Source organism: Janthinobacterium sp. PLB04 (genome assembly GCF_021165895.1).
Taxonomy (GTDB): Bacteria; Pseudomonadota; Gammaproteobacteria; order Burkholderiales; family Burkholderiaceae_D; genus Janthinobacterium; species Janthinobacterium lividum.
Window position 1 is genome coordinate 3,751,574 of sequence record NZ_CP088968.1, and the last position, 19,868, is coordinate 3,771,441.

Consider the following 19,868-nt stretch of genomic DNA (forward strand, 5'->3'; position numbering starts at 1 on the left):
TCCAGCGTTCCCACATCAAGGCCTTCTGCCTCTCGGTGTAATAAATGCGTGGTTTCTGTTTCATCTTCAACACTCCTGTAACCTGGGCGTTTAGGTTAGAGTGTTGCGACCACCGATTGAATCCGCACCCCAAAGCGGACGGCTGAGTTCTACTTCAGCCGAAGCGCTGCACACTTTTCACGATGTGCTGACGAAAAAATTCGCTGCAATGTCAACGCTAAACGGCTCGTCGAATTCAACGACAATCTTTTTTTTGAATATGCCTTCCTTCTTCACCCGATAAGGCACATAGACGTAACGAGCATAACCGGAGCTTTCTAGCTGTACTCGAAGACCGTCTGGAGCAGTGGGAGAATATTGAGCAGGAATGTTTACGTTGGCTGCAAGCGCCACTCCTGCAAATTGCCCATTTAGCGCGCCCGCCACAAAGGCGTCGCTCAAGAGTTTATATATCTCTCTTGGATTTGGCCTCTCCTCGCCATTGTATCCACCGATTGCGGCGACAACGCCGTCGGGCGCTAGAGTAGCTCCGAAGGGATAAAAATCCCCGCCATTTTCAAGCATCGTTCGAGCAAAACCCATACAATAGGAGAACATTTCGTGAATTTGTTCAGGTGTTGCGCCCATCTTTATCCTTTAAAACAGAGTATCTCGTGATTTGGCACGAACGGCCGCTGTTGGCCGATTGCCGACTCTTTTAGTCGAAATTCCGATTAGCATTGGTATCGGTCTTTGATGTGCTCATTGTAGTAAATATCCTTGGAGTAGGCACGCATGAACGCAGCATGCACATTTGGAGGTACTCGGCAAAAATCATAACTATGCCCCTGCTGGAATTGGATACGCATGCGAGCTGTTTGCTCGTCGTAACCAATTGCAACAATGGCGCTGGAATTTACCCGGACCATTTGCATGGCAGCTCCCGAAAGTGTTAAGACTCAAAATGGTAAAGGCTGTTCGATTAGGAGCGGCGACTTCTGACCATTCGTAAACAATTCCGCAACTGTAGCGTATTTTGCAACATGATATCGAAAAAGAAGCCGCGATGCACCAGTCATGTCAGCAACTACCTCGTTAAATCTCCTCGGCTTACCAATCTGCCAGCGACTGCCAGCCTCAGGCATATTAGAATACCGTCCCATGACCTCCCCCGCCTCGACCTCCGCCCTCCCAGACAGCATCCTGCTCCCTTCCTTGGCCGTCTTGGGAGGGCAGATTTCCGTCAATCTGGGGGCGGCGATTGCGAAGAATCTGTTTCCTGTCATCGGGGTCGAGGGGATTACGGCGTACCGGGTCGGGTTTTCTGCGCTGATCCTGCTGGCCATCTTCCGGCCGTGGCGCTATCGGCTGACGCGCAAGGATGTGCTGAACTTGCTGGTCTATGGTTCCGTGCTGGGGTTGATGAACTTGCTGATTTACCGGGCGTTTGCGCTGATACCGATCGGTATCGCCGTCGCCATCGAGGTGACGGGGCCGCTGGCGGTGGCCATGCTGTCATCGCGCCGTCCGCGCGATTTGCTGGCGGTGGCGTGCGCCGTGTTTGGCTTGTATCTGCTGCTGCCCCTGCAAGGCAGTCCGGGCAGCCTGGATCCTGTCGGCGTGGCGTATGCGCTGGGAGCGGCGTTGTGCTGGGCGCTGTATATCATCTTCGGCAAGCGCGCCTCCACCTTGCAAGGCGGCCAGGCTGTGGCTTGGGGCATGACGGTGGCGGCCATGGTGACGGTGCCTATCGGCGTCGCATATTCGGGCACGGCCTTGCTGGCGCCATCGATTGCGCTGATGGGCCTGGCAATTGCCATGCTGTCCAGCGCCCTGCCGTATTCGCTGGAAATCTTTGCCCTTCGCCGTTTGCCGCAAGGCGTGTTCGGCATGTTCAGCAGCGCGGCACCCGCCGTCAGCGCGCTGGCCGCCATGGCCGTGCTGGGAGAACTGCTGAGCCTGACCCAGTGGCTGGCCATCGCCTGCATCGTGTTTGCGTCGGCCATGGCGGCGCTCGGCGCACAGGGTGGCAAGCGCTAGCGCCATTCAGGCCATCCGGCATTGATTCCTGCGCGCTTCCTGCAGCCATTCCTGCGCCGCTGACGGACAGATTTTGATGCCCGCCTGTAAAATACGTCATTGCTTGCCATATCGTCCACTTCCGCCTCACCGATGACCTATCCATTTCTTTTTCGCTGGTTCTCCTCTCTTGCCGCCGCAGCCATGCTGCTGGCGCCAGTCGTCACCGCACAGGCGGCCGCTCCTGCCGCACTCACGGGCAACGCCGAAGCGGGCAAGGCGGCCTTTCGCAAGTGCGCCTCTTGCCACCAGGTGGGACCATCGGCGCGCGGCGGCTTCGGCCCCAAGCTGACGGGCGTGATCGGCCGCAAGGCCGGCTCCACCACCGACTATAAATACTCGGCGGCCATGAAAAACACGAATATCGTCTGGACCGAGCAAAACCTGGCCGGCTTCCTGAAAGCACCGAGCGACTTCATTCCCGGCAATAACATGCGCTTCTGGGGTATCGGTAATGCGCAGCAAGTAGCCGACTTGCTGGCCTATCTGCGTACGCAGTAAGCGCATGCAATAAGCTAACGTCAGCGTCCAAGCTGGCCGAGTGCCAACCTGCACGCAGGCTGGAACATGGACGCGCACAAGGCGGCATCAAGCCCTTGCGCTTCTTGTGCGCCGCCTCATAGTCGCGCAGACGACTCTAGGGCTTGGCTGGCAGCTTGCGCACGCACAGATAGATGGAATACAGCGCCGCCAGCCCCACCAGCACGTACACGCCGCGCGACGCCGTCGACATGGCACCGAGGATGCGGGCCACGATATCGATATCGAACAAGCCCACCAGCGCCCAGTTCAAGCCGCCCACGATCAGCAGGATCATCGAGATCCAGTCCACCACGTTCAGGCGCTTGGCCGTCATTTCCTCATTTGCCGCACCGTCCGATCCTGCCTGGATATTCGCCATGTCAGCCTCCTGTGAATATAAGAAGAGAAAGACCCGCCGCCGGGTCCGTGCAAGGAACAGTGTAGGCGCGGCACCGCCATGCGCCAGTCGGACGATGCCGGGTATGGAGGTAGGATGCGTCTGCAATACGGCGGGTGATTTTATCTGGCAACATGCCATGCCACTGTTGCTAAACAGGCAGTGACTAATTCCAATATGGAAATATTTGTAGATTACCTAGTACCGCGCTGCTACACTCATTTCACCCCGGCAACTTCAGGGGGCAAGCGCCGCGTCATGCCGCAGGCATGGGAACTGACCACCATGGGACAACAGCTGAGGGGACATGAATATTTCAAACATACGTATCGGTGTGCGCCTGACCACAGGCTTTTTGCTCACTTCGCTGTTACTGGCCGCGGTGGTGGTCATCAGCACATGGCAGCTGTCGGCGGTAAGCGGGGAAATCGATAGCAGCGTGAACCAGCGCTATGCGCGCATCGCGCAATTGCAGGCCACGCGCAACAGCACGCAGGAACAGCCTGCCCTGCGCGAACTCGACCAGCAGATCGCCACGCAATCGGTGCAGATGCGCACGGCGGCCGAGGCGGCCATGGCCCGCGCGCACGATACCAGCGTGCTGATCATTGCGCTGGGCCTGGTCGGCGGCGTGTTGAGCCTGGCGACGGCCTGGTTCATCAGCAGCGGCATCGTGCGTCCCTTGCGACATGCCGTCAAAGTGGCGCGCAAGGTGGCTGGCGGCGACTTGAGCGAACATATCCGCGTCGATTCCCGCGATGAAGTGGGGCAACTGCTGCAGGCCCTGAAAGACATGAATGCCAGCTTGATCACGATCGTGGGCGAGGTGCGCGGCGGCACGCACGAGATCGCGGGCGCCTCGGGAGAGATTGCCGCCGGCAACCTGGACTTGTCGCAGCGTACCCAAGCGCAAGCCAGCTCGCTGGAGCGCACGGCCGCGTCGATGGAAGAACTGACGGGCACCGTCAAGCAAAATGTCGATAACGCACGGCAAGCCAATCAGCTGGCACAATCGGCCGCCGCCGTGGCAGGCAAAGGGGGGACGGTGGTGGCGCAAGTGGTCGATACCATGAGCTCGATCAACGCTTCCTCAAAAAAGATCGTTGACATCATCGGGGTCATCGACGCCATCGCCTTCCAGACGAATATCCTGGCCCTGAATGCCGCCGTGGAGGCGGCGCGGGCCGGAGAACAGGGGCGCGGTTTTGCCGTCGTGGCCGCTGAAGTGCGCACCCTGGCCCAGCGTTCTGCCGGCGCGGCAAAAGAAATCAAGCAACTGATCGGCGACTCCGTCGAGCGGGTCGACGCAGGCGCGCGCCTGGTCGACACGGCCGGCGCCACCATGCGCGAGATCGTAGCCAGCGTGCACCGCGTTACAGACATCATGGGCGAGATCAGCATGGCCAGCGGCGAGCAATTGTCCGGCATCGAACAAGTCAATGCCGCCATCGTGCAGATGGAACAGGTGACGCAGCAAAATGCGGCCCTGGTGGAGCAGGCATCGACGGCGGCGGCCAGCATGCAGCAGCGCGCCACGCTACTGTCAGGCACGGTGGGCATCTTCAAGCTGAGCCGTGACCAGGTGTCAGCCCAGGCCGCGCACGGCATCAGCCTGGTAGCCGGACAGGCTGCGCACGCCATTTCCGCGCCGGCAAACCTGTCTGCCACAAGCATTAGAGCGCGGCTGAAAGCCTGAGTTCCCCCGTCATCGCAGCGCCGCCATAGAATCGCTACAGCTGCTTGTACATGATGGTGGTGGGGTCCAGCCTGTCGCCGGCCGGCGCCAGCGCATAGCCGGGAATGCTGCCGGCCACCACATAGCCGAGCGACAAGTACAGCGGTTCCGCGTGGTCGCTGCTGCGCGTGTCCAGGGTCAGCAGGCTGCGCGGCAAGAGGCGCGCCTGTTCTTCCAGCGCCTGCATCAGCTGGCGCGCAAGGCCGCGCCGGCGGAAAGCGGGCGCGACCAGCAGCTTGCGCACTTCGGCCCGGTGTGCCTGGTTGGGATTGGTGTCCCAGTCCAGCTGCACGGCGCCCGCCACCTGCCCTTCCACCTCGGCCACCAGCAGCAGGCGCACGCCGCGCGTGACGGCCGGCAAGACGTTATCCGTCCAGAACGCCTGGCTGGCCGCCGTGTCGAAGGGCAAGATAAAACCGATGCTGGCGCCGTCGTGCACGCAGTTTTGCAGCAAGGCCCCCAGTTCCCGCAAGCGGTCACGTATATCGGTGGATGAAAAATGGCGTAGCGATACGGACATGGTGGCCTCAGACAAGAAAGAGAAAATAGCGGGCGCCGCTGTCCGGCAGCGTTGTGAACGCGCTGGGGCCATGCAGCTGGTAGCGCAGGCAGTCGCCGGCCAGTAAATCGTGGGAGCGGCCGTCGACGGTCACGTTCAGCTTGCCTTGCTGCAGCAACAGATGGTGTTCCATGCCAGGCCGGGGCGAGGCCGCGTAGGCGATCGTCACGCCAGCGCCCAGCTCGCATTCGAGCGCTTCGCCAGCCAGCGCGCGCGACGGGGGCGAAACGGAGCGGCGGATAAAGCCCGTGTCCGGGTCGCTCCACACGCTTTGCTCGGCCCGCCGCAGCATGGGGGGAAAGTCGTCTTCCACCATGCGCAGCAGGCGCGACATGGCCAAGCCATATGCGGCGCACAGCTTGCCCAGCACGCTCGTAGTCGGGCTGACCTCGCCATTTTCCAGGCGCGATAATGTCGCGCGGCTGACCTGGCTGGCACTGGCCAGCTGGTCCAGCGACCAACCCCGCTCCACGCGCAACTGCTTTAAACGGGCCGCCAGCCGCTGTTCCGTATCGTTCTCTATGAGTGCCGAATTTTTCATATATGGGAATTTATCCCTCATATGAAAAACAGTCAAGCTGTTTGAGCGCGCTAGCCCGCCATGCGTGTGGCGTGGCGGCACAATTCCAGGAAACCCGTCAAACGGGGCGAAAGGATCTTTTTGGACTGGCGAATCAGATAAAAGTTGCGCTCCAGCGGCGGCAGCATGGTTTCCAACTCCACCAGTTGCCCGCTGGCCAGCAAATCGGCCACGACGACGCGCGACAGGCAGGCGATGCCCAGTCCCGCCGCCGCCCCATATTTGATGGCTTCCGAGTTGCTGAACTCGCCCGCGGCACGCAGATAGTGCAGATACGGCACCAGCGCCTGCTCCACGGCTTCGCGCGTCCCCGAGCCTGCTTCGCGCAGCAGCCAGCCTGCCTGGTTCAGCTCCGTAAAACTGAGCAGATGGCGCAGCTGCGCCAGCGGATGCGTGGGCGCGGCCACGATCAGCATCTGGTCCGTCAGCCACGGTTCCACCAGCAAGCCCGCTTCGTGGCACGGCCCTTCGATCAGGCCGATATCGACACGGAACTCCGCCACGGCGGCGGCGATGTCGGCCGTATTGGCAATCGTCACTTGCGGAATGCTGCGCCCGTATTGCTGCGCCGCCAGCGCCAGTATCTGCGGCAGCAAATAGATGCCGATAGTGGTGCTGGCACCGATCTGCAGGCTGACGGGCACGGACGGGTCCGCACCCGCGAACTGGCGCTCGATGCTGGCGGCTCCGTCGCGCATCTGCCGCGCCTGCGGCAACAGCAGGCGGCCATTGTCGTTGAGCAGCAAACGCTTGCCCACACGGTCGAACAGTTGCGCCCCCAACAAGGCTTCCAGTTCATTCAGTGCCGCGCTGGTGGCCGATTGCGACAGCGCAATCAACTCACCGGCCGCACTGGTGCTGCCCGTATCCGCCACGGCGAGGAAAATCTGCAGTTGCCGCAAGGTCAACGCCATTTTATCTACCTATCCAATCGGTTAAAGATACAAAAACAATCCGTTTTACCATTTAATCAGCAAACTGTACAGTCATGCCATACGAACCAGGAACCACGGAGTACGGTATGTCATCCCTCTCAACAAGCAACACAACAAATTTCAGCGACCGCTATGGCCGCCTTCTCCCCGGCCTGCTGCTCAGCGGCGTGATCGCCTGGGGCGCCATTCAACTGGGCAAGCTGGAATGGATGCAAAGCCACGGCATGAGCGCCCTGACCCTGGCCATCATGCTGGGCATTGTGCTCGGCAATAGCGTGTATGGCCACCTGGCGCCCACGTGCGGCGCAGGCGTGGCGTTTTCCAAACAGACATTATTACGACTCGGCATCATCCTGTATGGCTTTCGTTTGACCTTCCAGGATATCGGGCAGGTGGGCCTGGCCGGCATCGCCATCGACGCGCTGGTGCTGGCGTCCACGTTTGGCCTGGCCATGTTTCTCGGCACCAAGGTATTCAAGCTGGAACGCAACAGCGCCATCCTGATCGGCGCGGGCAGCTCGATCTGCGGCGCGGCGGCCGTGATGGCGACCGAGCCCGTCGTCAAGGGACGCAGCGAAGATGTCACCGTGGCCGTCTCGACCGTCGTGGTCTTCGGCACCATCGCCATCTTTTTGTATCCATTGCTGTACCAGCTGAATCAAGGCTGGCATGTGCTGGCGGCAACACCATCCGCCTTTGGCGTGTACATCGGCTCGACCGTACATGAAGTGGCGCAGGTGGTAGCGGCCGGCAAGTCGATCGGGCAGGAAGCGGCGAATGCGGCCGTGATCGCCAAGATGGTGCGCGTGATGATGCTGGCCCCCTTCCTCGTCATCCTGTCGGCGGTGCTGGCGCGCGGCAAGGCCAAAGGTGGCAACAGCGGCCACGACAAGGCGGCCAAGCTGGCCATCCCCTGGTTCGCCTTCATCTTTATCGGCGTGGTGGCATTCAATTCGCTGGGCCTGCTGCCAGCGGGAACAGTCGCCACCATCACCGAGCTCGACACAGTCTTGCTGGCCATGGCCATGGCTGCCCTGGGCTTAACGACGCACATGTCGGCCATCCGCCGCGCCGGCATCAAGCCCCTGCTGCTGGCCGGCCTGCTGTTCTGCTGGCTCATCGCCGGTGGCGCCGCCATTAACCATGTTGTCGCCAGCCTGTTTGCTTAAGGCGCAGCTTGATACAAGCCGGGGCCGCTGACGCGGGAGTCGAAAACTTCGTACAATATACGTGTTTTGACTCTCAATCCGGCTTAGGCCCCACCCAGGAACACCCATGCATCTCTCGAACTGGCTGCTTTTCTGCAGCGTCGCCCTGCTCGTCACGTTTTCTCCCGGCCCGGCCGTCTTGCTGGCCATCTCGAACGCCATCGCCGTCGGCCCGCGCCGCGCAATGATCAGCAGCATGGGCAATGGTTTTGGCTTGTTCATCATTTCTGGCGTGGCCATGGCTGGCATGGGCGTCGTGCTGGCCACCTCGGCCACGGCCTTCATGCTGCTGAAACTGGCTGGCGCCCTGTATCTGGTGTACTTGGGCATCAAGCAATGGCGCAGCAAGACCAGCGTCGTGGCCGATGCGCCCGTGGTGACCGGCACGGCGAATCCTAACTCGTTCTGGAAACTCTTCCGCCAGGGCTTGACGGTCGCGCTGACCAATCCGAAAGCGATCCTGTTCTTCTCGGCACTGTTCCCGCAATTCATCACGCCGGGCGAACCGGTGGCCATCCAGTTCACCGTGCTGACGACTTCGTTTGTCGCCTGCGCCATGCTGGCCCACCTGTTCTACGCCAACCTGGCGCGCCTGCTGAAAACCCAGCTAGCCACACCGGGCCGCGCCAAGCTGTTCAACCGCATCACGGGCGGCGCTTTCGTCTTGCTGGGCCTGAGCCTGCTGCGCCTGCGCGCCAAGGCGGCGTAACTAGTTCTTTTCCGTCAAAAACGCCTCGATGCTGGCCGCCAGGGCCAGCGGTGTTTCATTCATCGGATAGTGTCCCGCATTGCCCAGCACCTCCAGCCGGGCTTGCGGGTACCACGCCAGATACGTGCGGCGCATCAGGGCCGCATCGAAACGGGGATCATGCTCCCCCACCAGCGCCAGCAACGGCAGCGCCACGCGCGCCGCCTTGATTTCTTCACTGAAATCCGTCTCGCTCCACGCGAGGAAATACGCGGCAAACGCGGCTGGATCCGAACTTTCCCACGAATACTGTGCCTTCCAGTCCAGCCAGGTGGCTGGCAAGCGCCCGCCCGTGCTGCGGTCGATGATGGCGCGCCGCGCCGCCACGCTATCGGCGGCCGCGAGAAACGTGGCGCGGGCGGCCGCATCGAAGGCCACGCCGCAGCAGGGCACGGGCGCCACGGCCACCAGTTTGCGCAGGCGCAAGGGGGCCAGCAAGGCCAGCCGTTCCAGCGCCATGCCCCCCATGGAGTGGCCTACCACGCTGAAAGTGGCAAAGCCGAGCGCATCGGCCAGCGCCAGCGCGTCGCGGGCGACCTCGTCCATCGAATACTCACCTTCTGCGCCACGCATGCCGCCATAGCCGCGATTGTCCATGAAGACATAGCTGAAAGCGCCGCCGTCGAGACCCGCTTCTATCGGGGAAAAAGCGTTGGCGTCGCCAAACCAGCCGTGCAGGACGATGACGGCGTGGGGACCATGGCCCACGCGATGACAGGTATTGTGCATGTTCACTCCGGAAAAAGAGTGTGATGGTAAGCGGCCGGCAAGCGGCCCGCTTTCGATGCCAGGTCAACTACTGTAGAGTATGGGCCATGGATGATTTTTATACGGAAGTACCGCGCCCATTGATCGCCACGGCACGCGACTATGTTTCTGGCGCAATGTTTCCCAGCCACAGCCATGCGCGTGGGCAATTTGCGTATGCGGCACGCGGTGTCATCAGCGTGCACACGCCGCAAGGCAACTGGCTGGTGCCGCCGCAACGCGCTTGCTGGGTACCTGCCCAGCTATCCCACGGCATGCGCATGCATGGCGCCGTGACCATGCACAACGTGTTTATCGACGCACCGGCCATTGCAGGGATGGGCTTGCCGTCACACTGCCAGGTACTGGACGCTTCGCCGCTGCTGCGCCAACTGCTGGCCGAGGCCGTGACGGTCAATGGCTTGTATGCGGAACAATCGCGGGCCGGACGACTGATGGCCTTGCTGCTCGATGAAATTGCCGCTGCCAGGCCACTGCCCCTGAGCGCGCCCCTGCCACAGGAACCCCGGCTGTCGCGGCTGTGCATGGACATGCTGCGGCAACCGAGCCTGGACAGTAGCCTGGATGCGATGGCGGCGCAAGCCGGCATGAGCCGGCGCACCTTTACGCGCCAGTTCCGGGCCCAGACGGGGCTGGCCTTTGCCCAGTGGCGCCAGCAAGCGTGCCTGCTGGCGGCCATCACGCGGCTGGCGGACGGGCAAGCCGTCACCCGCGTGGCGCTCGACCTCGGCTATGCCAGCCCCAGCGCCTTCACGGCCGCCTTCCGCCGCGTGCTGGGCCAGGCACCCAGCGATTATTTAGCCTAGGAAATGATGGCGGCGATGCGCTGCGCCAACGCCTGCGCCAGTTTCTGCACATGGTAGCCATCGACAAAACCATGGTGGGCTTGCGCGGAAAACGGCACCCGCATGCGGCCGTCCTCTTGCGCGGGGCCGAACTTGCCCCAGGTAAAGGTCGGTATGTCGGCGTTGCGGTGACGGTGGATCGGGTGTTCGATGGCCGCCAGCTCCAGCCACGGCAGGCAAGTGATGAAGATATTGTTGCGCTGCTCGCGCTCGCTTTCGCCCTCGCCCGTATTGATCAGCGCGGAACTGGCTTCGGCAATGCGCTTGGCTTCCAGGCTGCGCACGATGAACAGGTCGAGCTGGTCCGTCATCGCGAAGCGCGTGTAATTGAGGTTTTCATCGCCGTTGATGACGGTATAGGAAGCGGGGAAATCGTCGATCCGTATCACCTCTCCCTGGTAGATGCGGTACATGAAGTTGTCGATGTCCCTGACCGTATTGAGCAGGCAAAACAGGAAAAAGTGAAACACGGGAATTTTCCGTTCCCTGCACCAGGGTCGGAAATCCGGCACGTCGAGCTGGAAATTGATGTTGACGAGGGGATTGTCAAACGCCCGGAACAAGTCATAGCGGTCGCGCCGCTTTTCAAAATTTTTCATGCGGCGAGTGTAGACGATGGGAGTGCTAGCGGGCAAGTCATGCCATAGGCGCATGAAATGTTTTTTTAATATTCGTCATTCGACAGTAAATGTGTTTTCATTTTTTATCTGAATTCGGCCGCCGACCGGGATAAGCCGGTCGCAAGCCTCCCCGTATCAGGAGGCTTATTTCCGCCGGAATTACTGCGCTTGATTAATCTCGTCGTCTATCATATTGGCGAACAGGTCGAAACTCAGGATACCCGTGCCGATGCATGAAAATACTGTCGTACCCGCCGCATCCTTGATCGTCAATCTCTCGGTCCAGTCATTCTGATTCATGCACTTGAGGCTGGCGCCAGGCCAGGTGACGCCGTCCACATGCAAGCCCTGCGCCGACAAGGCCAGTTCCTGTGTCTTGACATTCAGGAAATTACCGAACAAGCGCTTCTTGTACACGTCGCCGCTGCTGATATAGCGGAAAGTCACGCGCTCGCCGTCCGCCAGCTTTTGCTGCAAGACGGGCATGCGGTATTCCAGGTAACGGGAGCGAAATTCGTCCATGAACTCGTCAAAGCGCTTGAGTTCTCCGGTAGCCCATATCCAGGGCTGGTCGGCGCCCGTGCGGTAGGCCAGGTTATTGATCATGCCGGTCATGGCGGTGGAACCGCCGGCAAACAGATACAGGTCTTCGATATCGGCAAAGGCGGCGTAGCTGCGAATGCCGTTCAATTCATGCACCACACCGTCATCATGCAATTCAAAACGGCTTTTCCGCCGCTTGAGCATTACCGCGCGCATGACCAGCACCAGCACGGCGAGCAGCAATAGAAAAGCCGCCGTGCCATACAGAATAGTCAAATTGCTGTGCGTGCCCAGCTTGGCGCCATTACGCAAGGTCATGGCCTGCGTATCGGTCAGTGTTTTCTGAGGTATGGTCGTGCTCAGGTACAACACAAAACCTGCCACTGCCGCCAGGATCGCCGTAAATACCGCAAACAGCATAGGCACCGTCTTGCCATGAAAATACACGGCGAGTGCTTTATTGGTTTGCGGGATACTAAAAATGCCCATGTAATCTTCCTGTTAAATGATAGGGAGGGTTTTACAACCCGGAGGTCGAAATTTATTCGGCCCGGATTGTCTCCTATCTATTACAGGAATGGCCACACGCACGCACTCTCAATACTGATTTCTTACAATAATGACCCTGATTACTGGCCGACCACAGTTATTATCTGCCATTGCAGAATTTCCCGGGCCACCTCGGCCACGCCTTCTTCCAGTTCTCCCATTGTCGGTGCATGGGCGAAGCGTTGCAATTCCCCGTCCAATTCGAATGCCAGCTCCCTTGAATGGCGCACGATGCCCTGCAATACATAATACTTCCATTGTTCGTCATTACCGGCCAGCACCGTTCTTATATAGGGTGCGAGGCGCACACCGATGCCGGCCAGGTACGGCAGGAGCACGCCGGCCACGGGCCAATTGACATCTTGCACCCATTCCAGTATCTGCGGCATGGCCGGACGCAGTTCCTCCCAGCTCAAGGCGATGAGGGCTTGCGCGTTTCGCGTATCGTGTTTATCGCGTGGCAACGGCAGAGGCGTGCGAGACGTCTTGCCGGTCCGCTTCATGAGGTGCCACCGTGCGCCAGGCCCCGCTGCACCTTCCACGCCAGCGGCAAGGTCAGCAGCAATACGGCTGCCAGCGCCAGCAAGGCCGTGTGCACGCTGGTATGGTCGCCCAGCGCGCCGAACAGCACGGGGGACAGTGCCCCGCCGCCGATGCTGCCCGTGTAGAACAGGGCGAACGCATGCTCTCGCTTGCCGGGCTCTGCCAGTTCCGGCACCACGCCGTACAGCACGGACGAGGTGCCATTGAGCGCCAGCCCCAGCAAAGGCAGCATGGCCATGATACCGGCCAGCGGCAGCCACAGGCCCGCCACGATCAGCAGCGAGGTCATCGATTCCGTCAGCCATACGGTCTTCATCATGCCGATGCGCGCGCCCAGGTAGCCGCACAGCAGCTTGCCGAAGGCGCCGCCCACGAACAGCAGCGATAAGGCCACGCCAATGCCGGCCGTGCCCGCGCCCTTGCTTTTCAGCAGGAATGGCAAAAAGGTCAGAAAACCCATGCGCACGGCGCTGTCCAGGGTGCCCGTGGCCAGCAAGGCACGAAAACTTCCCTTGGAGCCGCTGCCGGCGATGCTCTTGCCCGCCTTCTTCGCACCAGCCTGCAGCTCGCCCGGTTTCGGCAGCAGCCACCACAGCAAGCCGGCAGCAGCCAGGCCCAGCAAACCCAGCAAGGAGACGCTGGCTTGCCAGCTGCACACCAATAACAGCAAGCCCACCAGCGCGGGAATCAGGGTCTTGCCGATATCGCCGGCAAAGTTATAGTGCGACAGCGCTTCCTTCACGCCCCCGCCCGCCTCGTGCGTGTCGGTGACGATGGACGAGGCCAGCGGATGCTGGGTGCTGGCGCCCAGGCCGCCCAGCAGCAAGGCGATCAGCAAGACGGCCAGGCCGCCCGCCTGCCCCGCGATCAGGTAGGCGACGCCGGCCAGCGCCGTGCCGCCCACCAGCAGTCGTTCGCGCCCCCAGCGCCTGGCCATGCGGCTGGCCAGCAACTGGAAACCGGCCATCATGCCCGAGTAGGAACCGCGCAACAGGCCCACCATGGCGTAACTGATGGCAAACTGCGCCTGCCAGATGGGCAGCAGTACATAGATGACATCCGTCAAGCCGTCATGCACGGCATGCGCGCTGCAGGCGGCGAACAGCGAGCGGCGGCGGATCGATTTGTCGGAGGGGGACGAGGTGGCGGACAGCGTAGTGGCGGACGGTTCGGTCATGACTGTGCATGCAAGAAATCAGGAGGCGACCAGCTTACACCAATTGGCCACTTCGCATCTTGAGGCCCAGCAAGAATAAAACTTTGGCAAGATGCCTCGCCCGCAAACGGAGGGAAAGCGCAAGCCAGGCCCGGCGCCGTCGCGTTGACGGCGCCGGTTTGCTGTCTTATTTGGCCATCGCATCCTTGGCCATGCCATCCTTTTTCATTTCATCCTTCTTCATGCCGTCTTTTGCCATGGCATCTTTCGCCATGCCATCCTTGGCCATGTGGTCCTTCTTCATGTGTTTCTTGGCCATCGGCTTGTGCATGCCATCCTTGTCCATCGCATCCTTGTGCATGGCGTCCTTGTGCATGGCATCGGCCGAGGCGTCCTTGGCCATGGCATCTTTCTTCATGGCATCCTGGGCGAAAGCGGCGCCCGACATGAGGATGGCGGAAGCGAGGATGGCGGTGAAGGTGGTGATCGTGGTTTTCATGATATGTCCTTGTCTCTGGGTTAGTTGGGCAAGTGCCCTGTGGTAAAACTGTTGCTTTGCTACGGGTGCTGCTAAAAATGTTCAAGAGCCGCCGAACCAGTTGTAGCCCTGATTCTCCCAATACCCTCCCGGATACGTATTCGTGACGAAAATGGCCTGGATGTGCTTGGGATTCTTGTAGCCCAGCTTGGTCGGCATGCGCAGTTTCATCGGGTAGCCGTACTTGGGCGGCAACTCCTGGCCGTCGTAGGTCAGGGCCATGATGGTTTGCGGGTGCAGGGCCGTGTCCATGTCGATGCTGGTGAAATAATCGTCGGCGCACTTGAAGCCGATGTATTTCGCCGTCGTGTCGGCGCCGACCCGCTTCAGGAAGTGGGAAAACGGCACGCCGCCCCACTTGCCGATGGCGCTCCAGCCTTCCACGCAGATGTGGCGCGTGATCTGGTTTTCCTGCGGCAAGGAGCGCAATTGCGGCAAGCTCCACGGCTTCCTGTCGGCGATCAAGCCGCTCAATTCCAGGCGCCAGGCGTCGCCATCGACTTCTTCCACTTCATCTTCGCCGTAATACGCGTTGAAGGGAAACGGCCGCGTGATCATGGAGTCCGGGTAGGTCGGCGCCAGTTTGGTCGGGTCGAACAGCCAGCCCTGTACCCTGTCGTTGAAGCGCGACACGGCCGTCAGGGCTGTCTCGATGCCGGATGGGTCGCTGACATTGCAGCCGGTCAACAAGGACAGGCCGCCCAGGGTCAGGCTGCGTTGCAGGAACAAACGGCGCGACGGCTGCTTGATCTGGCGCAAGGCGTCGTCCAGCATGGCCTGGCCCTCTTCTTGCACGAGAATGGTTTTTTTCATGATCGTCTCCTTCAGCGGCCGCGCAGCATGGCGACCAGGGTGCGCGGCACCAGCGCCACCATCAGCAAATGCACGCCGACAAAGCCCGTCAGCAGCGCCATGGCGATGAAGTGGACCCTGCGCGCACTCTCGTAGCCGCCCATCAGTTCGCGCAGCAGGGGAAATTGCACGGACTTCCACAGCACCAGGCCGGACAGCACCAGCACGATGCAGTCGAGCATGACGAACAGGTAGGCGGCGCGCTGCACCATGTTGTAGTGGCGTGGGTCCGCATGGGCCAGCTTGCCTTTCAGGGCCGCCATGAAATCGGCCAGCAGCAAGCGCGGCGTCAGGGGAAAGAACTGGCGCCGCAGCCGTCCCGAAACGATGTTAATCGCCAGATACAGCAAGCCATTGGCCACCAGCAGCCACATGGCGGCGAAATGCCATTGCAGGGCGCCACCCAGCCAGCCGCCCAGGGTCAGCGCGCGCGGCAGCTCGAAGGGGAAAAATGGCGCCGCGTTATAGATGCGCCAGCCGCTGGTGGCCAGCACCACGACAGCCACGGCATTGAGCCAGTGCGTCAGGCGCAGCCAGGCGGGGTGGATCACGCTCGCTTGTCCGTTCATCACATCGCTCCCTTCGCGCAGGATGCCGTGCTGACGGCTTGCAGGATGGCGCTGCTGTCGGCCCGCTGCACGAAGGCGACCACTTGCAGCTGCTCCGGACGCCAGCTGGCGGGCAGGTTGACTGCGCGGCGCAGCTGGGCGCGGCCTTGCGCCAGAGACACCGGCCCCAGCCACAGGCGCACGGCTGCATCGTGATGCAGGGTGGCGCCGCGGTTTTCGCCGCGCAGCACTTTCGAGACGATGGCGCTTTCACTGATGGCCACGTACAGCTGGCCGCCCGTCTGTGCGTCCGGCGCGCTGGCATTGGCTTCAAGCAATAATTTTCCACCCGCCCCCGGCGTGGCGGACAGGCTGATATTGACGGGCGCGGCGGTCGCGTTGATGCGGCGGATGGCGGCCGGCAGCTGCGTATCCCAACTGCGCAATTCCGTGCCGCCCACGAAAAACTGCGGCGTGTAGGCCACGTGGCGCGGCTGGTGGCGCAGCAACTCGGCCTGGCGCGCATCGAATTGCGCCTGCGCCAGCGGGTCCGTCCAACCGATCTGGTCCCAGTAGGTGACGTGCAGGGCCAGCGGCACGATCAGGCTGGCCGAGCCCGCTTCCTTGCGCAAGGCGCTCAGGCGCTGGTCGGCGGGCGGGCAGCTGGAACAGCCTTCGCTGCTGTACAGCTCCACCAGCGCGGCCGTCTGCGGCCCGCTTTGCACGGCGCAGCGCTGGGCGGCGGCCAGCTGCGCCATGGCCGGGGATGCCACGACCGTGCCCAGCACGGGGAAAAGCAGTGTTGCAAGGCGGTGCTTGATGTCCATGGTCTTTCACCGGTATATTGAATTAAGAAGCGTGCTTGCCAGTCAATTCGCCGCCGCAGGCCGATTGGTTACAGCCGCCAGCAAAATAATCCGGGATTTATTTTTTTCAATGCCTGTCACCAAAGGCCTGCATGCAACGAATACCTGTAAGCGAACACCTGCATGGCACGGAATTGCGGCTGCATGGCTTGATGCTGCGCGGGCTCGATGGCGATGCGGCGGCCTATCGCAGTTTCTTGCAAGCCACCAGCGGCCATTTGCGCGCGTTCCTGCGGCGCCGCCTGCAGCGCTGGCCGGACGAGGTGGAAGACCTGGTGCAGGAGTGTCTGCTGGCTATCCACAACCAGCGTCTGACGTACGACACAAACGTGCCGCTGACGTCGTGGATCCATGCGATCGCGCGCTACAAATTGATCGACTGGCTGCGCCGGCATGCGCGGCGCGAGGCGCAGCACTTGCCGTATGACGAAGAAGATGGCACGCAGGAACTGTTTTCCAGCGCCGACGCCGAGGCGGCCGAAGCCAGCCGCGACCTGGGCAAGCTGCTGGCCAGCTTGCCGGCACAGCAGCGCGACGCCATCGTGCATACCAAGCTCGACGGCTGGTCCGTGCGCGACACGGCGGCGGCCATGCAGATTTCGGAAGCCAGCGTCAAAGTGGCCGTGCATCGCGGCTTGAAGGCACTGGCGGCCAATTTAAGAACAGGCAATGAAGGGATTGCATCATGAAAACCGATGACTTGATCGCCATGCTGGCCAGCGGCCCCGACGTGGCTGCCGCACCGCCACCGGGCGCCCGCTGGCGCGCCGCAGGCACCTTGGGCGCGGGCCTGCTGGCCAGCGTGGCGCTGATGGCCATGCTGCTGGGCGTGCGGCCCAACCTGGAACAACTGGCCCAGCTGCCCGATTTCTGGATCAAGGTCGGATTCGTCATCTGCCTCTGCCTGGCGGCCTGGCACGTCAGCCGCCGCCTGTGCCTGCCGGGCGCCGCCACCCGCACCCTGCCCTTGCTGCTCGCCATGCCCCTGCTGCTGATGTGGGCGCTGGGCGCCATCATCCTGCAGGAAGCCCCGCCCGAACAACGCGCCGAGCTGTTCTGGGGCGCCACCTGGCGCAGCTGCCCCTTGCTGATCGCGCTGCTCTCGCTGCCCATCCTGGCCGCCGTGCTGCGCCTGATGCGCCAGCTGGCGCCCACGCGCCTGCGCTTGGCGGGCGCCGCTGCCGGCTTTGCCGCCGGCGGCATGGCCGCGCTCGTGTATTGCCTGCACTGCCCGGAGCTGGCGGCCAGCTTCGTCGGCTTCTGGTATGTACTGGGCATGCTGGTGCCGACCGCCATCGGCGCGGCCATAGGGCCGAAAGTGCTGGCCTGGTAAGCCAATGACATCCTTTTCCCAGGAGTGAATCCGTTTTCTTCTTCCGCGCGTACAAGTGAGGCAGCCTGCAGTTTCTTGGACTTGTCTGTCAACGCTAACAAAAATCGGGAGAATCGAAATGTCTTTGTCACACTCGAAAACCGCACTGGGCGCCGCACTCCTGGGCAACCTGCTGGCCTTGGCGATCGCGCCAGCGGCCTATGCCTCCAGCCACCGCGAAGCGCCATTCATCACGCAAAACCCCAAAGTCGACGCCACCGACTTCTATATGTTCCGCAGCTATGAGGCGGGCCGCGGGGCCTACACCACGCTGGTGGCCGACTATATCCCCCTGCAAGACGCCTACGGCGGCCCGAACTATTTCGCCATGGACCCTGCCGCCCTGTACGAAATCCATATCGACAACAATGGCGACGGCAAGGAAGACCTCACCTTCCAGTTCCGCTTTACCAACACCATCAAGGATGGCCAGTTCACCGTGGGCGGCAAGAAAGTCTCGATTCCGCTCGTCATCAACGGCGGCGCCATCGATTCCGTCAACCCGGCCGGCCTGAACGTGCGCGAAACCTACAGCGTGACGCTGGTGCGGGGCGACCGCCGCACGGGCACGAGGAGCGCCGTCACCAACGCCAGCGGCGGCGGCACGACCTTCGACAAGCCCGTCGACAATATCGGCAACAAGGCTATCCCCAACTACGCCGCGTATGCCGCGCAACATGTGTACGCCGTCAACATTCCCGGCTGCGCCACGCCCGCGCGCCTGTTCGTCGGCCAGCGCAAGGACCCGTTCGTCGTGAATTTGGGCGAAACGTTCGACTTGATCAACATCAAGGCGCCCGCCACGGAGTTCGCCGCGAATGCGGAGTCGGCCGCCAAGGATGACCTGGCGCGCAAGAACGTCACGGCCATCGAGATGGAAGTACCGACCACCTGCCTGACGGCCGGCAGCGACCCCGTCATCGGCGGCTGGACCACGGCCAGCCTGCGCCAGGGACGTTTGCTGAACCCGGCGCCGGGCACGGCCACGACGGCGTCGAAGGAAGGCGGCGCGTGGGTGCAAGTGTCGCGCCTGGGCATGCCACTGGTGAATGAACTGGTCATCGGCCTGAAGGACAAGGACCGCTTCAACGCCAGCAAGCCGTCGGGCGATGCGCAGTTTGCCGACTACGTCACCAACCCCACGGCGCCGGCCCTGGTGGAAGTGCTGTTCGGCTCGGCAGGCGCCAAGGCACCCACCAACTTCCCCCGCAACGACCTGGTGGCCACCTTTTTAACGGGCATCAAGGGCGTGAACCAGCCCGTCACCGTGACGGCGTCGGAAATGCTGCGCCTGAACACCTCGATCGCGGCCACCAATGTCGGCGCGCAAAACCGCCTCGGCGTCATCGGCGGCGATAACGCGGGCTTTCCGAACGGCCGCCGCCCCGGCGACGACGTGGTCGACGTGGTGCTGCGCGTGGCCATGGGCAAGCTGTGCACCCTGAACATCGGCTGCGCTCCGGCCGATGCCCCGGCTGGCACCCTGCACTTCACGGATGGCGCCTTCCTCGACGAAACCGCGTTCACGGCAGGTTTCCCCTACCTGAAAAATCCCGTGGCCGGTTCGCCGCAGCTGTAACGAGGAGAATGCGATGAAAAAGCTCCATGCAATCAGCGCCTTGGCGCTCACGGCCATTCTGGCCGGCTGCGGTGGCGGCGGTAGCAGCCACGGCGGCGACAACGGTGACGGCGGCGTCAACCCTCCGCCCGTGGTCTTGCTCGACGCCTTCTATGTGGCCGTCAGCAACGTCATTCTGACCACCAGCGATGACAAGGACGGTGTCGCCATCGACGCCATCATGGCGACCTCTCCGGAAAATACGGAGCCGGTACCGCTGTAACGCGCAGCATGCAAGCGCGCGCGCCGGAGACCACGTTCTCCGGCGCCCCGCCCTTGCTGCCTCAGTCCACCATCGATGGCGTCCA

25 protein-coding genes are annotated in these 19,868 nt (G+C 62.0%); 10 read left to right on the forward strand and 15 right to left on the reverse strand.

The window, feature by feature from the left end; translation table 11 throughout:
- Window positions 1-177: 177 nt before the first annotated feature.
- Entirely contained in the window at window positions 178-627 is a 450-nt protein-coding gene (locus LSO07_RS16650) for a hypothetical protein (RefSeq protein ID WP_151095559.1), read from the reverse strand.
- An 86-nt stretch (window positions 628-713) separates the two neighbouring features.
- The gene (locus tag LSO07_RS16655) at window positions 714-914 is read right to left on the reverse strand and encodes a KTSC domain-containing protein (RefSeq protein WP_151095563.1); all 201 of its coding nucleotides are present in this window, start codon (window positions 912-914) and stop codon (window positions 714-716) included.
- A gap of 226 nt (window positions 915-1,140) precedes the next feature.
- Between LSO07_RS16655 and LSO07_RS16660 the strand changes: the two genes are divergently transcribed.
- Window positions 1,141-2,019, forward strand: a complete 879-nt coding sequence (locus LSO07_RS16660) for an EamA family transporter (protein ID WP_070260689.1) — start codon at window positions 1,141-1,143, stop codon at window positions 2,017-2,019.
- Window positions 2,020-2,202: 183 nt separating this feature from the next.
- Window positions 2,203-2,559, forward strand: coding sequence for a c-type cytochrome (locus tag LSO07_RS16665; protein ID WP_092605029.1), 357 nt, complete (start codon window positions 2,203-2,205; stop codon window positions 2,557-2,559).
- A gap of 136 nt (window positions 2,560-2,695) precedes the next feature.
- Here the strand turns inward: LSO07_RS16665 and LSO07_RS16670 are convergent, their stop codons facing one another.
- Window positions 2,696-2,959 (reverse strand): DUF378 domain-containing protein, encoded by a 264-nt coding sequence (locus LSO07_RS16670; protein WP_199534280.1) that lies wholly within the window; start codon window positions 2,957-2,959, stop codon window positions 2,696-2,698.
- A 325-nt stretch (window positions 2,960-3,284) separates the two neighbouring features.
- On the opposite strand from LSO07_RS16670, the gene LSO07_RS16675 reads away from it, so the two are divergent.
- A complete protein-coding gene (locus tag LSO07_RS16675; protein WP_151095566.1) occupies window positions 3,285-4,673 on the forward strand; it encodes a methyl-accepting chemotaxis protein in 1,389 nt (462 codons plus the stop codon).
- Window positions 4,674-4,707: 34 nt separating this feature from the next.
- Here the strand turns inward: LSO07_RS16675 and LSO07_RS16680 are convergent, their stop codons facing one another.
- The 3 genes from LSO07_RS16680 to LSO07_RS16690 are packed head-to-tail and all read right to left on the reverse strand — an operon-like array spanning window position 4,708 to window position 6,765.
- Entirely contained in the window at window positions 4,708-5,232 is a 525-nt protein-coding gene (locus LSO07_RS16680; RefSeq protein WP_151095569.1) for a GNAT family N-acetyltransferase, read from the reverse strand.
- Window positions 5,233-5,239: 7 nt separating this feature from the next.
- A complete protein-coding gene (locus LSO07_RS16685) occupies window positions 5,240-5,812 on the reverse strand; it encodes a helix-turn-helix domain-containing protein (protein ID WP_151095572.1) in 573 nt (190 codons plus the stop codon).
- 50 nt (window positions 5,813-5,862) lie between these two features.
- Entirely contained in the window at window positions 5,863-6,765 is a 903-nt protein-coding gene (locus LSO07_RS16690; protein ID WP_151095575.1) for a LysR family transcriptional regulator, read from the reverse strand.
- Window positions 6,766-6,872: 107 nt separating this feature from the next.
- Here LSO07_RS16690 and LSO07_RS16695 point away from each other — a divergent pair, with 107 nt between their 5' ends.
- Window positions 6,873-7,955 (forward strand): YeiH family protein, encoded by a 1,083-nt coding sequence (locus LSO07_RS16695; RefSeq protein WP_151095578.1) that lies wholly within the window; start codon window positions 6,873-6,875, stop codon window positions 7,953-7,955.
- A gap of 106 nt (window positions 7,956-8,061) precedes the next feature.
- Entirely contained in the window at window positions 8,062-8,703 is a 642-nt protein-coding gene (locus LSO07_RS16700) for a LysE family translocator (RefSeq protein WP_034786115.1), read from the forward strand.
- Here the strand turns inward: LSO07_RS16700 and LSO07_RS16705 are convergent, their stop codons facing one another.
- A complete protein-coding gene (locus tag LSO07_RS16705; RefSeq protein ID WP_151095581.1) occupies window positions 8,704-9,471 on the reverse strand; it encodes an alpha/beta fold hydrolase in 768 nt (255 codons plus the stop codon).
- An 86-nt stretch (window positions 9,472-9,557) separates the two neighbouring features.
- On the opposite strand from LSO07_RS16705, the gene LSO07_RS16710 reads away from it, so the two are divergent.
- Complete coding sequence (locus tag LSO07_RS16710) at window positions 9,558-10,316, forward strand: AraC family transcriptional regulator (protein ID WP_151095584.1); 759 nt, start codon at window positions 9,558-9,560, stop codon at window positions 10,314-10,316.
- On the opposite strand, the gene LSO07_RS16715 is transcribed toward LSO07_RS16710, so the two are convergent.
- The 8 genes from LSO07_RS16715 to LSO07_RS16750 form a co-directional block, all read right to left on the reverse strand.
- Window positions 10,313-10,954, reverse strand: a complete 642-nt coding sequence (locus LSO07_RS16715) for a CatA-like O-acetyltransferase (RefSeq protein WP_151095587.1) — start codon at window positions 10,952-10,954, stop codon at window positions 10,313-10,315. The two genes, LSO07_RS16710 and LSO07_RS16715, sit on opposite strands and share 4 nt — an antisense overlap.
- 180 nt (window positions 10,955-11,134) lie before the next feature.
- Window positions 11,135-12,007, reverse strand: a complete 873-nt coding sequence (locus tag LSO07_RS16720; RefSeq protein ID WP_225317327.1) for a hypothetical protein — start codon at window positions 12,005-12,007, stop codon at window positions 11,135-11,137.
- A gap of 140 nt (window positions 12,008-12,147) precedes the next feature.
- On the reverse strand, window positions 12,148-12,570 hold the full coding sequence (locus LSO07_RS16725) for a DUF5071 domain-containing protein (protein ID WP_151095590.1): 423 nt from the start codon (window positions 12,568-12,570) through the stop codon (window positions 12,148-12,150).
- On the reverse strand, window positions 12,567-13,787 hold the full coding sequence (locus LSO07_RS16730; RefSeq protein WP_151095592.1) for an MFS transporter: 1,221 nt from the start codon (window positions 13,785-13,787) through the stop codon (window positions 12,567-12,569). The genes LSO07_RS16725 and LSO07_RS16730 overlap by 4 nt, the downstream gene beginning before the upstream one ends.
- A 166-nt stretch (window positions 13,788-13,953) precedes the next feature.
- Window positions 13,954-14,265 (reverse strand): pentapeptide MXKDX repeat protein, encoded by a 312-nt coding sequence (locus tag LSO07_RS16735; RefSeq protein ID WP_191909697.1) that lies wholly within the window; start codon window positions 14,263-14,265, stop codon window positions 13,954-13,956.
- Window positions 14,266-14,346: 81 nt separating this feature from the next.
- Window positions 14,347-15,117, reverse strand: coding sequence for a molybdopterin-dependent oxidoreductase (locus LSO07_RS16740; RefSeq protein WP_151095595.1), 771 nt, complete (start codon window positions 15,115-15,117; stop codon window positions 14,347-14,349).
- 11 nt (window positions 15,118-15,128) lie between these two features.
- Complete coding sequence (locus tag LSO07_RS16745; RefSeq protein ID WP_092605041.1) at window positions 15,129-15,725, reverse strand: cytochrome b/b6 domain-containing protein; 597 nt, start codon at window positions 15,723-15,725, stop codon at window positions 15,129-15,131.
- Window positions 15,725-16,531 carry a DUF1223 domain-containing protein gene (locus LSO07_RS16750; protein WP_151095598.1) on the reverse strand — a complete coding sequence of 269 codons (807 nt, stop codon included), beginning with the start codon at window positions 16,529-16,531 and terminating at the stop codon, window positions 15,725-15,727. The genes LSO07_RS16745 and LSO07_RS16750 overlap by 1 nt, the downstream gene beginning before the upstream one ends.
- Window positions 16,532-16,662: 131 nt before the next feature.
- Between LSO07_RS16750 and LSO07_RS16755 the strand changes: the two genes are divergently transcribed.
- The 4 genes from LSO07_RS16755 (at window position 16,663) to LSO07_RS16770 (ending at window position 19,783) form a co-directional block, all read left to right on the forward strand.
- A complete protein-coding gene (locus tag LSO07_RS16755) occupies window positions 16,663-17,259 on the forward strand; it encodes a sigma-70 family RNA polymerase sigma factor (protein ID WP_151095601.1) in 597 nt (198 codons plus the stop codon).
- A complete protein-coding gene (locus tag LSO07_RS16760) occupies window positions 17,256-17,903 on the forward strand; it encodes an NrsF family protein (RefSeq protein ID WP_151095604.1) in 648 nt (215 codons plus the stop codon). Before LSO07_RS16755 ends, LSO07_RS16760 begins: the two co-directional genes overlap by 4 nt.
- Before the next feature lie 118 nt (window positions 17,904-18,021).
- Window positions 18,022-19,521, forward strand: a complete 1,500-nt coding sequence (locus tag LSO07_RS16765; RefSeq protein ID WP_070279777.1) for a DUF4331 domain-containing protein — start codon at window positions 18,022-18,024, stop codon at window positions 19,519-19,521.
- Between the two features lie 13 nt (window positions 19,522-19,534).
- Window positions 19,535-19,783, forward strand: coding sequence for a hypothetical protein (locus LSO07_RS16770; RefSeq protein ID WP_099393795.1), 249 nt, complete (start codon window positions 19,535-19,537; stop codon window positions 19,781-19,783).
- Window positions 19,784-19,868 lie beyond the last annotated feature (85 nt).